General features: G+C 62.3%; 12 protein-coding genes. All 12 read right to left on the reverse strand.

What is annotated here, in order from left to right; all coding sequences use genetic code 11:
* Positions 1-2: 2 nt before the first annotated feature.
* Positions 3-1,466 carry a succinylglutamate-semialdehyde dehydrogenase gene (gene astD / locus GNZ12_RS39595; RefSeq protein ID WP_172317877.1) on the reverse strand — a complete coding sequence of 488 codons (1,464 nt, stop codon included), beginning with the start codon at positions 1,464-1,466 and terminating at the stop codon, positions 3-5.
* Between the two features lie 2 nt (positions 1,467-1,468).
* A complete protein-coding gene (gene astA / locus GNZ12_RS39600) occupies positions 1,469-2,506 on the reverse strand; it encodes an arginine N-succinyltransferase (protein WP_172317879.1) in 1,038 nt (345 codons plus the stop codon).
* A complete protein-coding gene (aruF, locus tag GNZ12_RS39605; protein ID WP_172317881.1) occupies positions 2,503-3,561 on the reverse strand; it encodes an arginine/ornithine succinyltransferase subunit alpha in 1,059 nt (352 codons plus the stop codon). The genes astA and aruF overlap by 4 nt, the downstream gene beginning before the upstream one ends.
* Before the next feature lie 50 nt (positions 3,562-3,611).
* A complete protein-coding gene (locus GNZ12_RS39610; RefSeq protein ID WP_172317883.1) occupies positions 3,612-4,847 on the reverse strand; it encodes an aspartate aminotransferase family protein in 1,236 nt (411 codons plus the stop codon).
* Between the two features lie 143 nt (positions 4,848-4,990).
* Positions 4,991-6,031, reverse strand: coding sequence for a GlxA family transcriptional regulator (locus GNZ12_RS39615; RefSeq protein ID WP_172317885.1), 1,041 nt, complete (start codon positions 6,029-6,031; stop codon positions 4,991-4,993).
* A 28-nt stretch (positions 6,032-6,059) separates the two neighbouring features.
* Positions 6,060-6,851 carry an ABC transporter ATP-binding protein gene (locus GNZ12_RS39620; RefSeq protein ID WP_074284660.1) on the reverse strand — a complete coding sequence of 264 codons (792 nt, stop codon included), beginning with the start codon at positions 6,849-6,851 and terminating at the stop codon, positions 6,060-6,062.
* 79 nt (positions 6,852-6,930) lie between these two features.
* Positions 6,931-7,644 carry an ABC transporter permease gene (locus tag GNZ12_RS39625; RefSeq protein WP_074284661.1) on the reverse strand — a complete coding sequence of 238 codons (714 nt, stop codon included), beginning with the start codon at positions 7,642-7,644 and terminating at the stop codon, positions 6,931-6,933.
* A gap of 6 nt (positions 7,645-7,650) precedes the next feature.
* Positions 7,651-8,340: an ABC transporter permease gene (locus tag GNZ12_RS39630; protein ID WP_172317887.1), complete on the reverse strand. Its 690-nt coding sequence runs from the start codon at positions 8,338-8,340 to the stop codon at positions 7,651-7,653.
* A gap of 1,317 nt (positions 8,341-9,657) precedes the next feature.
* On the reverse strand, positions 9,658-10,611 hold the full coding sequence (locus tag GNZ12_RS39635) for a patatin-like phospholipase family protein (RefSeq protein WP_172309573.1): 954 nt from the start codon (positions 10,609-10,611) through the stop codon (positions 9,658-9,660).
* Between the two features lie 22 nt (positions 10,612-10,633).
* Positions 10,634-11,185: a hypothetical protein gene (locus tag GNZ12_RS39640; RefSeq protein ID WP_172309574.1), complete on the reverse strand. Its 552-nt coding sequence runs from the start codon at positions 11,183-11,185 to the stop codon at positions 10,634-10,636.
* A 786-nt stretch (positions 11,186-11,971) separates the two neighbouring features.
* Positions 11,972-13,159: an acyl-CoA dehydrogenase family protein gene (locus tag GNZ12_RS39645; protein ID WP_172309575.1), complete on the reverse strand. Its 1,188-nt coding sequence runs from the start codon at positions 13,157-13,159 to the stop codon at positions 11,972-11,974.
* A 22-nt stretch (positions 13,160-13,181) separates the two neighbouring features.
* A complete protein-coding gene (locus GNZ12_RS39650) occupies positions 13,182-14,093 on the reverse strand; it encodes an ABC transporter substrate-binding protein (RefSeq protein ID WP_235993623.1) in 912 nt (303 codons plus the stop codon).
* Positions 14,094-14,221: the final 128 nt, after the last annotated feature.

Consider the following 14,221-nt stretch of genomic DNA (forward strand, 5'->3'; position numbering starts at 1 on the left):
CCTTAGAATTGAAGGCCCGGCGAGACGCTCGCGGGCATTTGCAGTTGCGCGCTTTCGACGGAGGCCATCGGATACGCGCAGTAGTCGGCCGCATAGAACGCGCTCGGCCGGTGATTGCCGGAACGCCCCGGGCCACCAAACGGCGCGCCCGACGATGCACCGTTAGTCGGACGGTTCCAGTTGACGATGCCCGCGCGGATGGTGCGCTGGAAATGCGTCCACAGCGCCTCATCGTCGGCGAGCAGGCCGGCGGAGAGGCCGAACTCGGTGTCGTTGGCTTTGTCGAGCGCTTCGTCGAACGTGCCGTAGCGGATGATTTGCGCCAGCGGTCCAAAATGCTCTTCGTCCGGCAGGTCCTTCACGGCGGTCACGTCGAGAATCGCGGGCGTGACGAAGCCGAGTTTCGGATCGCGCTGCTCCATCTTCAGCAGCGCTGTCGCGCCATCGGCCAGCAGACGATCTTGTGCCGCGACCAGACGCGAAGCCGCACGCGCGGAAATCACCGCGCCCATGAACGGCTGCGGATCGGCGTTGTATTCGCCGACGCTGATGCGCGAAGTCACTTCGGTCAGACGCTCTACAAAGCGGTCACCGAACGCGTCGTTCGGTACGAAAATACGGCGCGCGCACGTGCAACGCTGCCCTGCCGACAGAAACGCCGACTGAATCGTGTGATGCACGGCGGCGTCGACATCCGCCACCGGTCCGATCACAAGCGGATTGTTGCCGCCCATCTCCAGCGCGAGGACGATCTCAGGACGACCGCCGAATTGCTTGTGCAGCAATGTTCCGGTATCCGAACTACCCGTGAAGAACAAGCCGTCGATCTGCCGATGGTTGGCGAGCGCAATGCCCGTTTCTTTCTCGCCTTGCACGAGGTTCAGCACGCCGGCAGGCAAGCCCGCATCGCGCCAGATCTGCACAGTCAGTGCAGCCACGCCCGGCGCCAGTTCCGACGGCTTGAACACCACCGCGTTACCCGCGATCAGCGCTGGCACGATATGCCCGTTCGGCAAATGGCCCGGGAAGTTATACGGCCCGAACACCGCAACCACACCATGCGGACGATGCCGAAGCACGGCAGTGCCATCAGCCATCGGTGAACGCTTTTCGCCGGTACGCTCGTTGTAAGCCTGAATCGAAATCTCGACCTTCGCCGCCATCGACGCCGCTTCAGTGCGCGCTTCCCACAGCGGTTTGCCGGTCTCACGGCCGATCGCTTCGGCGAGCGCTTCCTTGCGTTCCGTCACGAGTGCAGCAAAACGGCGCACCACGCCGCAACGCTCGTCGAGACTCAATGCCGACCACGCCGCAAACGCACGGCGTGCACTGCGCACGGCACGATCGACGTCGTCCGCCGACGCGCTGTTGCCTTCCCAAACCGTCGCGCCCGTACCCGGGTTGCGCGACGCGAATGCGGGTCCTGTGCCGGCGGCCCATTCGCCGTCGATGAAAAGCTCGCTCATGATCATCCTTGTTTGTGTTTCAGCGGCAGCACCCGTACCGGGTCGCCTGCCTTGACGTCGAGTGCGGCCGCCTCGGCGGCGCTCATGCGGAACACGCCGTCTTGCGGCACGCCCGCAGCCACGCCCACGCGAAAATCGCCCAGCGACGTATTCGATACCATCGAACGCGGTGCATCCTGTGGTGCGCCCGCCGGCACATTGGCGATCTCGACCGGCACTACCACGCTTTCGCGCACGGTACGCAAGTCGGCGATATGGCATTCGAGAACCGGGCCTGCATCGAAAATATCGACGTGATTCTCGTAGCGCAGTCCCTCGGATTCGAGCATGCGGCGCGCAGGAATCGTGTCGTTATGCGTGAGGCCGACGCATTCCTGCGCGTCTTCCGGCAACAGTTCGACGTACACCGGATAACGCGGCATCAACTCGGCGAGAAACGCCCTGCGGCCGTGCGAGCTCAAATAGTCCGCCGCATTGAAATCGATCTGATAGAAATGCGAACCGACCGCGCGCCAGAACGGCGAGGTACCTTCCGCATCGAAATGGCCGCGCAATTCCGCGCACAGACGCTGCGGAAAGCGCTCGCGGAACTGCGCGAGGAACATGAAGCGCGAACGCGACAGCAAACCGCCGACCCCGCTCGTGCGGTAACGCGGGCTCAGGAACAGCGAACACACTTCGGCGTAACCCGTCAGGTCATGCGAAATGTTCAGCGCGCGCATGCGCGTCCAGATGCCGAGGTCCTGGCTTGCGTGCACAACCGTGCTTACGCGATAGTTGTAGAACGGTTGCTGAAGGCCGACCGAGGTTTCGATCCCGCATACGCCGGCCACGTCGCCGGTATCGGTGTCTTCCATCACGAAGAAGTAACCGGCTTCGTGCGGCTCGGCCTTGTCTTCCATCGTGCGGCGGGCACGTTCAACGCGCGCAGCGAGAGCTTCGCGATCCGGCTTGAAGGTGGTGAGACCGGGACCGGTCTCCTGCGCGAGCCGCATGAGTGCGTCCACATCGCCTCGTTGCACAACGCGAACGACGATCATTGTGCGTCTCCCGTCAATTCTTCCTGATGCGGCTGATGCAGTGGCACGCAGCGTACCGCGTCGCCCTCCTGCACGCCGAGTGCGGCACGCGCCGCATGCGACAACGACGCACCGCTTGCTTTACCATCCGACAATGCACCGAGCACACAGCGAAACTCGCCGTCCGCACCGTTGTGCGCGATCAGATAGGTCGAGGCGTCGGCAGCTGCGCCGGCTTCGCGCACTACACGTGTTTCATTGCGCGTCACGCAGGCACTGCGATCGACCTGCGCGGTCAACACCGGGCCCGCGTCGAAAATATCGATAAAGCGATCCGTCTCAAAGCCTTCTTCGAGGTGAATCTCATAGGCGAGCAGCGCCTTCGAATCCGGCTCGCCGAGCACGCGCTGCGCCGCTTCCGGCAGCAGCGGCACGTAGATCGGATAGGTCGGCATCACTTCGGCGATAAAGGTGCGGCTGCGGCCACCCGATTCGATTTCGATGTCGGCAAAATTACGGCCGAAGAACTTGCGCCCCACCGCTTCCCAGAACGGCGACACGCCTGAGTCGTCGGTGACACCGAGCAGCAGCGAGAACACTTCGGACGTGAAGCGCTTGCGATTCGCGGCGATATACATCATCCGCGCTCGCGACATCAGATGCGCGGCCGCATCGCCACGCAGCGACGGGTCGATGTAAAAGCCCGCAAGCCGGCTCTTGCCGGTCAGTTCATGCGACATGGTCAGCGCATGAATCTTGCGGTTCACGTGCAACTCACGCGACGCATGAATCAGTGCGTCATTGCGAAACGCGTAGAACGGGTCCGAATAACCGGCTGCGGCGACGATACTCGCCGTGCCCATCAGCTTGCCGCTCTCTGCGTCCTCAAGCACGAACAGATAGAACTCCTCGCCCGGAAAATCGACGTCCGCGCGAAACGAGTCTTCCGACAACGCGACGCGCGCTTCGAGCGCACGCCGGTCGTGCGGCAGCGAATGCAGCACCGGTTGCGCGGTGCGCGCCATATGTTCGAGCGCATCGAGATCGGCGAGGCGGCCGGGGCGTACGAAGAGCATCATCGTTCCTGTTGAATGTGACGCATGATCAATGCAGTCGGTGCGAGCGATCAGTGCGACGCCGTTTCGGCTTTCGCGCCGACGATCTCGTCGATGGCCTTCGCCAGACGCGCGAAGCCTTCGTACATATCATCGAGCGGCATGATCAGCGACGGCACGAAACGCAACACGTCCGGACCGGCCATCAACATAATCACGCCGTGCTGACCCGCAGCCGTGACGAAATCTTTTGCGCGCCCCTTGAACGCATCGGTCAATTCAGCACCGATCAACAGACCCTTGCCACGCACTTCCTTGAACAGACCAAAGCGTTCGTTCAGCTTCGCGAGTTGGCCCTTCAATGCTTCGCTGCGCGTACGCACACCTTCGAGCACCTTCGGATCGCTGATCAACTCGACCACCTTTTCCGCGATCGCCGCGCCCAGCGGATTGCCACCGTAGGTCGTGCCATGCACGCCAACCTTGAAGTGCGCGGCCAGTTCATTGGTGGTCAGCATCGCGCCAATCGGGAAACCGTTGCCGAGCGCCTTCGCGGTGGTCAGGATGTCCGGCGTCACGCCGGTATCCTGGTACGCGTAGAAATGACCGGTGCGACCCACACCCGTTTGTACCTCGTCAAAAATCAGCAGTGCGCCGTGCTCATCGCAGGCTTCGCGCAGCGCTTGCAGGAACGCCGGATCGGCCGGGATCACACCGCCCTCGCCCTGAATCGGCTCGACGATCACCGCGCACGTCTTCGCGCCGATCGCTTGCTTAGCCGCTTCGATATCGTTGTACGGCAGATGGATGATGCCGGCCGGCACCGGGCCAAAGCCTTCCGAATACTTCGGCTGGCCGCCGACGCTCACGGTAAAGAACGTGCGGCCGTGGAACGACTGGGTGAACGAGATGATTTCGACTTTATCGGCGCCATGGCGCTCGAACGCGACGCGGCGCGCCAGCTTCAATGCCGCTTCGTTCGCTTCCGCGCCCGAGTTGGCGAAGAACGCGCGGTCGGCGAAGGTCAGGTCTTCGAGACGTTTGGCGAGACGCAGCACCGGTTCGTTGGTGTAGCCGTTACCGATGTGCCACAGCTTGCCGCCCTGCTCGTGCAGGACTTTCAGCAGTTCAGGATGCCCATGACCGAGCGCGGTGACGGCGATACCGCCGGCGAAGTCGATGTAGTCGCGGCCTTCCGTATCCCAGACACGCGAGCCGAGACCACGGTCCGGCACGAAGGCGGCGGGCGAAAACACCGGCACCATCACTTCGTCGAAGGTCTGGCGTGTCACAGTCAGGTCGTTCATGGCAAATCCTCGTTACAGGTGAGAGGTAATACACGTAGTGTAGGAAACCGCACGCGATACGTCTTGCGCATACGCGACGCTTTCTATGAGCTTCCGGGCGGATATGTCGCGTGCGGCTTGCAGACTGCGCGCTTTCCGGCCGTTTATTCCGCCTGGTCGGGCGGTTCGATCAACGCGCCCGGTCGCGGCTCACTAGCCGCGGCGCCGGTCTGTTTGTCGATCCAGTTACGACGATCCTCGCGCGGTGTGACACCAAAGCGTTCGCGGTAAGCATTCGAAAAGTGCGCTGCCGAAGAAAAACCGCAAGCAAGGCTGATCTGCACCACCGATTTGCTGGTGCGCTGCAATTGCGTGCGCGCTTTCGAGAGCCGCAGGCCAAGATAGTATTTGGACGGCATCGAGCCGAGATACTGGCGAAACAGGCGTTCCAACTGACGCCGCGAGACACCGACAAGACCCGCAATTTCATCGGTCGTGAGCGGGTCTTCGATATTCGCTTCCATCAACATCAGCGCATCGTTCAGGCGCGGATGGCGCTCGCCCGGCGCCGTCACGAACGGAATGCGCTGCCGCTCTTCGCCCGCGCGCAACACGCCGACGCCGAGCGTATCGGCAATCCGGTCCGCCAACTCCGGCCCATGATCGCGGCCGATCATCGCCAGCATGAAGTCCACGGTTGCCTGACCGCCCGCGCAGGTTGCGCGATCACGGTCGATTTCGAAGATCTGCTGGGTGACGATCGAGCGCTCGAACTGCTCGGAGAACTGCTGATAGGTTTCCCAGTTGACGCTCACACGATAGCCAGACAACTGCCCCGCCATCGCCAGCCACCAGACACCGTGATGAATGCCGGTGACGAGCGGCGTACGCTGCCCGACGCGCGAAAGGCTCGCGAGAAAGAGGCGATAGTCCGCGAATTGCTGGAACCGCTCGCTGACGATGATCAGCCAGTCGCACGCAATCGCATCGCCGAACGCCGCATCGGCCGGCCATTGCGCGCCGCCCGACAAAGGCACCGCGCGGCCGTCCCACGAACAGACCTGCACGCGGTACAGCGCCCGGCCGTCGATTTCGTTGGCGAGATTGAGCGCGTCGACAATCGGCCCGACGCCCGACATCGACACCGGCGGCAAGGCGACGATTGCGACCTGCGTAGTGCGAGCCGGATTGGACGTGCGAGCCATCACTGATCAGTAAAACGCGAGCCGCGCGTTACTTCAGGCTGCCGGACAGGAACTGCTTGAGCCGTTCGCTGCGCGGCGTGGTCAGCACTTCAGCGGGCAAGCCCTCTTCTTCAGTGCGGCCCTGGTGCAGGAACATCACGTGATTCGACACGTTGCGCGCGAAGCCCATTTCGTGCGTGACGACGATCATCGTACGGCCTTCTTCGGCGAGCTTCTGCATGACCTTCAGCACTTCACCGACCAGTTCGGGATCGAGCGCCGAGGTGGGCTCGTCGAACAGCATCACGTCGGGGTTCATCGCCAGCGCGCGCGCAATGGCGACGCGTTGCTGCTGACCGCCCGACAGATGCGACGGATACTGTTTTTCCAGACGCGGCGCGAGACCCACCTTCTCGAGATATTCACGTGCACGTTCTTCGGCTTCGCGGCGCGACATACCGAGCACATGAATCGGTGCTTCGATGATGTTCTCGATCACGTTCATGTGCGCCCACAAGTTGAAGTGCTGGAACACCATCGCGAGTTTCGTGCGGATGCGTTGCAGCTGCTTGTGATCGGCCACTTCCAGATTGCCAGCGCGGTCGGCTTTGGTCTTGACCATTTCGCCATCGACGACGATCTGCCCCGCGTTCGGCCGCTCCAGAAAATTGATGCAGCGCAGGAAGGTGCTCTTGCCCGACCCGCTCGCGCCGATGATGCTGATCACGTCACCCTTGTTCGCGTTGAGCGAGACGCCCTTGAGCACTTCGTTGTCGCCGTAGCGCTTGTGGATGTCCTGAACGGCGAGCTTGCAAGCTTCGGTTTGAGTCGTGTGGAGCAAGATGCTCTCCCTTTGAAAATACGGATCAATCTTGGTGACGGCGCGAGCCAGCCGCGCCGCTCTATCGAAACATGCCTGCTCAGTGCGTGCGCACCGCCAGGTAACCCAGCCAGTGACGCTCGGCGCGGCGGAACAAGGCCACCAGCGCGAACGATACCACCAGGTAAATCAGCGCCGCGAGGCCGAACGCATCGAACGACTGATAGGTGGCGGAATTCGCATCGCGCGCCACCTTCAGGATGTCCGGCACCGTGGCGGTGAACGCGACCGTGGTGGCGTGCAGCATCAGGATCACTTCGTTACTGTACAACGGCAGCGCCCGGCGCAGCGCGGACGGTATCACAATGCGGCGGTACATCGTGAACCAGCTCATGCCGTAGGCGCGGGCCGCTTCCACTTCGCCGTGCGACGTCGAACGAATCGCGCCGGCGAAAATCTCGGTGGTGTACGCACAGGTGTTCAGTGCGAAGGCGAGAATCGCGCAATGAAACCCGCTGCGGAAAAACGCGTCGAGCAGCTCATGCGAGCGCACGAATTCCAGGCTGTACATGCCGGTGTAGATCAGCAGCAACTGCACGTACAGCGGCGTGCCGCGAAACACGTAGGTATAAAGACGCACCGGCGTCGACAGCCAGCGTTTCTTCGATACACGGGCCACGGCCAACGGAATCGACGTAAAAAAGCCGATACCGATCGACGCCACCAGCAGCCACAGCGTGACGGCCAGACCGGACATACGCTGACCGTCCCAGTACAGGAACGCGCGCCAGAATTGATTGAGAATGTCGATCATGGTCGATTAGAGCTCCGCGTGGCGCACGCCGATCGAATAGCGCTTTTCCAGCCAGATCAGCACGAGATTCGATACGGTGGTGATCGCCAGATAGATCAGCGCGGCGACCAGAATGAAGAAGAACATGTTGAAGGTGCTCTTGCCGGCGTCCTGCGCGGCTTTGACGACATCGGCGAGACCGATGATCGACACCAGCGCCGTCGCCTTGACCAGCACCTGCCAGTTATTGCCGATGCCCGGCAGCGCGAAGCGCATCATTTGCGGGAACAGGATGCGCCTGAACACGCGCGCTCCGCTCATGCCGTAGGCGCTGCCCGCTTCGAGCTGACCGCGCGGCACGGCGAGAAACGCGCCGCGGAAGGTTTCGGTGAAGTATGCGCCGTAGATGAAGCCGAGCGTCAGCACGCCTGCCACGAACGGATCGATATCGAACTGCGGCAGATTGAGTGCGTCGGTGAGATTGTTGACCGCGATCTGGATGCTGTAGAACAGCAGCAGCATCAGCACGAGGTCGGGTACTGAGCGGATCAGCGTCGTATAGCCGGTTGCGATTGCCCGCAGCGGGCGGTTGAACGAGAGTTTCGCCGCCGCGCCTGCGAGGCCGAGCAGCACGGAGGCTGCCAGCGACAGGACGGATAGCTCGATCGTCTGGATCGTGCCGGCCAGCAACACCGGACCAAAGCCGTAAAGGAACACGCGTGTCTCCATCCAAGATTTATTGAGGATGTCACGGATGGGGCGGGGTATGCCTGCCCGACTCATCCGGCATGGCGCGGAGTCTCGCAAGCGGAAATTAATTTCTCAAAGGGATGGGGGATGCATGCTGCGATGCAGCAATGGGCCGTTTGCGATGGCTGGGCGCTTGTAGGGCTTGGTTTTGTGGGGGGTATGGTTTTGTAAGGTGCAGGGAGCGCTGCGAGCGCTGGGGCGATTTAGCAAGTTTTGAGTCGCTTTTTTGATAGGCATGCGGTGGGGCTTTTGTCTGTTTGCCTACGGCGTTGGGTTTTGCCCTGGATTGTTTGCCTTCGCGGCGCTTGTTCGTCTGTGCGCCTGCGGCGTTGGCCTTTGCTTGGATTGTTTGCCTGCGCGGCGCTTTTTGGCTGTGCCCTTACGGCGTTGGCCTTTCCTTGATTTGATATTGGATTATTAGCGTCGCCCCTGTGCGGGGCGGGCACCTACTTTTCTTTGCCTGCCGCAAAGAAAAGTAGGCAAAAGAAAGCGGCTCAAACCGCAAATTTTTAAGCGGGTCCCCCGCGCAGCCACGGTAGTGGTGCATCTGGAATCTGTGTTCTCGCACCTTCAGCGTCAGTGACAAAGGGCTCATCAGCGCCCACTCCGCACTACGTGCGTCGCGGATGGGTCTGCCCGGGAAACCGTGAGGCTTCGATTGCGCGTGGTGGGAACCATCGGCTTCGCCTCGGCAAAGTGCCCAAGTATCCAAAAGACAATTTGCGCCAGCAAATGAAAGCCCGATAACTCAGGCCGAACGAAACGCCGGTGCGGCGCAGTTGCAGTTGCGGTGGCACTCGCACTCGCACTCGCAGTGGCAGTGGCAGTGGCAGTGGCAGTGGCAGTGGCAGTGGCAGTGGCAGTGGCAGTGGCAGTGCAATGATGAGCCAGGGGTCTGAGCAAAACGCAAGAGCTGAATCGCAGCGGACGGTTTTAAGAAGTACCGTTCGGCGCGCGCAGCGCCGCCGGAAGTATGACGCCCATGTCACTCACGCCGAATGTGCGGGAACACAGATTCCAGATGCACCACTGCCCCCTCCAAGCCAGGGGACCCGCTTAAAAATTAGCGGTTTGAGCCGCTTTCTTTTGCCTACTTTTCTTTGCGGCAGGCAAAGAAAAGTAGGTGCCCGCCCCGCACAGGGGCGACGCTAATAATCCAATATCAATTCAAGGAAAGGCCAACGCCGTAGGCATACAGAGAGAAAGCGCCAAGCAGGCAAAAAACCCAGGAAAAGCCCATCGCCATAGGCACACAGACAAAGCGCCGCGCAGGCAAAAAAAACCTTAATCAATCCCTAATCGAGCCCGAATCGCCGGCAACATAACCTCCACCGCCGCGCGCCCCTCCTCAATCGCCGGACCGGCACGGTGAAAATCAAAAATCCCCATCCCACCCAGCCGCGGCTGAATCAAAATATCGGCCGGCTCGCCAGCAAGGCGACTCCGCGAAATCCGCACCTGCATGATGTCAATACTCTGCGCGATCGAACTCAGCATCGACGGCACCCGCGCACTCGGCGCCGGCGCCACCCGCACATCATCGGAAGCGCGCCCTTCCGCCGGCGCAAGCCACCGCGGCCAAGGCTTCCCGTTCCGCCGCAGCGCGACCGGCGGCGGCGCATCCGGATCGAGCGCCGGCGTGTCGACCGCCGCGCCGCCAAAATCGCGCCCATTCAGAATGTCGTTGTTCAGATCGACCGCGATCACGCAGTCCGCACGCATGCCGCGCGCCACCGAGACCGGCACCGGATTGCTCAAGCCGCCGTCCACCAGCCACACGCCGTTGTAAAACACCGGCGTGAAAATCCCCGGAATCGCAATCGAGGCGCGCACCGCATCGACCACGCTGCCGTCCTGCAACCAGCTCTCGCGTCCCGAATCAAGTTCGGTGGCCACCGCCGCGAACGGCATGTTCAACTGCGCAATCGAGCGGCCGGCGAATTTGTCCGCGAATATCTGGATCACCTTGCGCCCACCGAGCAAGCCGCCTGAAAACCGCAGATCGAGTAGCCGCACCACCGTCTGCCAGGTGAGCCGCGAAACCCACTCCTCCAGCCAGTCGAGGTCGCCGTTCGCGTAGATCGCGCCCACCAGCGCGCCGATCGACGTGCCGCACACCACATCCGGCTTGATGCCCGCATCGTGCAACGCGCGAATCGCGCCAATATGCGCCCAGCCGCGTGCGGCCCCACCCCCCAACACCAGCCCGATACGGCTGTATCGACGTCGATGTATCATGTCTTCCCCACCTTTTTACCCGCTATCGCCCACGTATCACGTCCGAGCGCGATGTCGTGTACACCTTCTGAAATTGATCGAAGTGCACGTTGAAAATGCCTTCTTCAGTCACGCCGCCCTCGCGCCACTTCCAGCTCCAGACGGTTTCCGGTTTCAGCGGAAACACGGCGATCTGGCCAGGCTTGCCGAGCAGGTGGCGCACCTCGTCTTCAGTCATGCCGATGCGAATCTTCCCGAAGTTGTCGGCGGTTAGCACCTGCGTGATGGATTGCAATTTGCCGTCGCGGTCGATGTCGACCATGTACGTATTCAGCCCCTGCGGGCCACGCGGATATTCGAAGCGCTTCGAGCCGTCAGTAAACGTGCGCTCGGTTTCCGGCTTGCCCATCTGATCGCGGATCTCCGCCTCAGTCGTGACGCCCGGCGTCATATTCTTGAGCAATAACGCGTCCGGCTTGACGGCGTTGAAGAATTCCTTGAGTTTTTGCACGGCGCGGTCGCTCTGTTGGTCGTCGCAACCGGTCAGCGCAACGCACGCGGCCAGCATCGCGACAGTAAGCAGTTTCAGGCTCACAGCGAGTTTCCTGTACGGATGCGAAGCTGCAATCCGCCCGCATCCCGTTGTGTAGGGTGTACTACAGGATAACCGCGTACGGAAAAAACCGCGAGCGAGGGCGGCAATGCGGCGTGGCGCCTTTATGCAGAGTGGATTGCGGTGGGATGCGATTACGTGACGAAGCCGCGGAAAAACTGTGAAAAACCGCAGGAGACTGTATAGGCAAAGGCAAAGGCAAAGGCAAAGGCAACGGCGCAGCAAAACGCGCCGCAACAGGCACCGCAAAAGGGCGGCAAGTTCGCGCTGAACCCGCAAAAACCGTTGCCACAAGCAAAAAGGCGACGCTGTGCAAAGCGTCGCCAGAATCGGTCGATACGGTCAAACCGGAAAATAAACAGCGACTAGATAGCCGCCTGAAGCGACGCATTGCGGACGACGCGCAGCGGTCTGGTCCCGGGCAAAGCGGCGAGAGACCTTGGCCTCTGACCTTGCGCCATCGCCGGAATGGCAGACCGCTGCTTGTTTGGCCGCCCTGGTCCCTCGATAAGCCTTTCAAGTGCAGCTAATCTAAACGGATTGGCCGATTTAGACGAGTGCGCGTTTACACCGAATTGGCAGAAGATTTGCGGTAGGTGGCGCTGGCGTTGCATGTGGCTTGCGCGACGGTCGCGCTACCTTCTTGACGCGCGCGAAAATGCAGCGAAGATGCGTCGCCTTCATCTCAGGTACGTGCGGTCCATCGGGACCCGGTCCATCGTGACCGCTCCATCGTGACCCGGTCCATCGGGGCCCGGCGGATTCCGCTCAGGTTGCTCCCTTTGCGAAACCCGCGCGCCCCGCCCCCTGCAGCACCGAATCGTTCTGCGGCGTATGAATCCGCGCACACAGCACATCGCGATAGTGACGCTCGAGCGGATTGTCGCGGGTGAGGCCGGGATTGCCGCTCGCCTCGACCGCCAGTTGCACCGCTTCGATCGACTGATTCGTCACCGTATATTTGACGAACGGCGCTTCGTCGAGCGTCACGCGTTCGGCGTGCGCGCTGGTATCGAGCAACACGCGATTGCTGAACAGCAGCGCGTCAATACGGCCGAGCGTCTGCTGAAACGCAGGCAGGCTCGCGAGCGGCGCGCCGAGATTGCCGGGCCTGCGCCCAGCGGCCCATTGCCCGAACCAGTCACGCGCCGCCCGCGCGACGCCGTCATACACCGCCGACAACAGCACACTCATCCACGCGAAGCCGAGTGCATCGAGCCCGGCACCCGGCTCGCCGGGCAGATGGACATCAACGGCATGCGTGGCCGGCACGAACACGTTGTCGAACACAAGCTCATGACTGCCAGTGGCGCGCATGCCGAGATGATTCCACTCGCTGCCGACCCGCACGCCGGGCGTGTCCCGATGCACCAGCCACACGCCGACGCGCGGCGGCGTCTCGTCGCTGCGCGCCCACACCGCGAGCCAGGTGAGACCGGGGCTGCCGGTCGAGTACAGCTTGCTGCCGTCGATGATCCAGCCGTCCGCGCTGCGCTTCGCCATCGTCGATGGCAAACCGCCGCGCGCGGGCGTGCCCAACTCGGGTTCGACGCGCAGCGAGTTGATCAGCGCGCCATCGCGCACAGCTTCACGCGCCACCCGTTCACGCAGTTCGACAGGCCAATGCGGGTTGCCCTGCAAGCGATGATGAAACAGGTATTGCATGACGAGCACCAGTGCCGTGGACGGCTCGCCGCGCGCCACCGCGCGCACCACTTTCAGGGCCTGTGGCAAGCTCGCGCCCACGCCGCCGAGCGAGGACGGCACCGTCAACGAAAGCAGATCGAATTCGTGCAGACGCGCCAGATTGGCGTGCGGAAACTCCGCTGTGTGGTCGTAGTGAGCCGCGCTTGCAGCGAACTCGCTCGTGAGCCGCGCGAGTAGTGCGTCGAACGCATCGCTGTCGAGCGGTGGATGACGGCGCGTCACCGCGCTGTCGGCAATCGGGGCGTTCATGTGAGGGCTCCGGCAGGCCGCATCACGGCAGAGGGAAGCTGCGATCGAAGCTCGTGCGCACGTCAAGATGCGCACGGATCACGTTGGCGGCTTCGTAGGTATCGGCGGTGCGCTGCTGTGCGGCGACGACGCTGTCGTCGATGGCCACTGGATGCACCTGGCCGCGTTGATAGACGGTTTTCAGCACATCGGTCGGCAGGCCCGTGACTTTTGACTGCATCGCCGCCACTTCGTCGGGATGCGAAAGCGCCCAACGCTGGCCGATCGCCACGCGTCGGAGGAAGTCGGCAAGTTGCACGCGCTTGTCCGCGATCGCGCGTTCGGTCGCGACCTGATAGCTGAGTCCTTCGGACAGGCCGACGCCATTGGCGATGATGCGGTCGTGATCGCGCGCTTCGGCGAGCGCGGTGTACGGGTCCCACACCGACCATGCATCGACGCTGCCTGACGCTAGCGCCGCCTTCGCATCGGCGGGGGCAAGGAACACGAACGTGACATCGGTAACCGGCACGCTGGCCTTCTTCAATGCGGCGAGCGCGAGATAGTGGCCGATCGAGCCGCGCGTCGTGGCGATGCGCTTGCCCTTCAGGCTCGCCGCATCTTTCAACGGCGATTGCGTGCCGACGACGATCGCCAGATCCAGCGGATTCGACCGGGTCGCCGCGACCGCTCGCACCCGGGCGCCGGCAGCGAGCGCAAACACCAGTGGAGCATCGCCCAGGCCGCCGACATCCACGGCGCCGGCATTCAGCGCTTCGCCAAGCGGTTGCGCGGCGGGAAAATTGAACCACTCGATCTTGTACGGCAGGTCTTTCAGTTGACCGGATGCCTCGAGAATGCCGCGTGTTTGCAAGGCCTGATCGCCGACTTTGAGCACGGGTAAATCCACCGCATAGGACTGCGTCGCGCAAACCGTGCCGCACAGTGCGAGCATGACCACGCCGAGCGGCTTGAGCAACGCACGTTGCAACACGGATGAGGCGGAGAACAAAGAACTAGAAGTCGTCATGGCGGCGATTACGTCGTGGCATCCAGGTGATTGGCTATCGACGATAAGGCACG

This window comes from Paraburkholderia solitsugae (assembly GCF_013177695.1).
In the GTDB taxonomy this organism is placed as follows: Bacteria; Pseudomonadota; Gammaproteobacteria; order Burkholderiales; family Burkholderiaceae; genus Paraburkholderia; species Paraburkholderia solitsugae.

Coding starts and splice junctions, on each gene's coding strand:
- astD (WP_172317877.1), bottom strand. CDS start 1,466: ATGAGCGAGCTTTTCATCGACGGCGAATGGGCCGCCGGCACAGGACCC.
- astA (WP_172317879.1), bottom strand. CDS start 2,506: ATGATCGTCGTTCGCGTTGTGCAACGAGGCGATGTGGACGCACTCATG.
- aruF (WP_172317881.1), bottom strand. CDS start 3,561: ATGCTCTTCGTACGCCCCGGCCGCCTCGCCGATCTCGATGCGCTCGAA.
- GNZ12_RS39610 (WP_172317883.1), bottom strand. CDS start 4,847: ATGAACGACCTGACTGTGACACGCCAGACCTTCGACGAAGTGATGGTG.
- GNZ12_RS39615 (WP_172317885.1), bottom strand. CDS start 6,031: ATGGCTCGCACGTCCAATCCGGCTCGCACTACGCAGGTCGCAATCGTC.
- GNZ12_RS39625 (WP_074284661.1), bottom strand. CDS start 7,644: ATGATCGACATTCTCAATCAATTCTGGCGCGCGTTCCTGTACTGGGAC.
- GNZ12_RS39635 (WP_172309573.1), bottom strand. CDS start 10,611: ATGATACATCGACGTCGATACAGCCGTATCGGGCTGGTGTTGGGGGGT.
- GNZ12_RS39645 (WP_172309575.1), bottom strand. CDS start 13,159: ATGAACGCCCCGATTGCCGACAGCGCGGTGACGCGCCGTCATCCACCG.
- GNZ12_RS39650 (WP_235993623.1), bottom strand. CDS start 14,093: ATGCTCGCACTGTGCGGCACGGTTTGCGCGACGCAGTCCTATGCGGTG.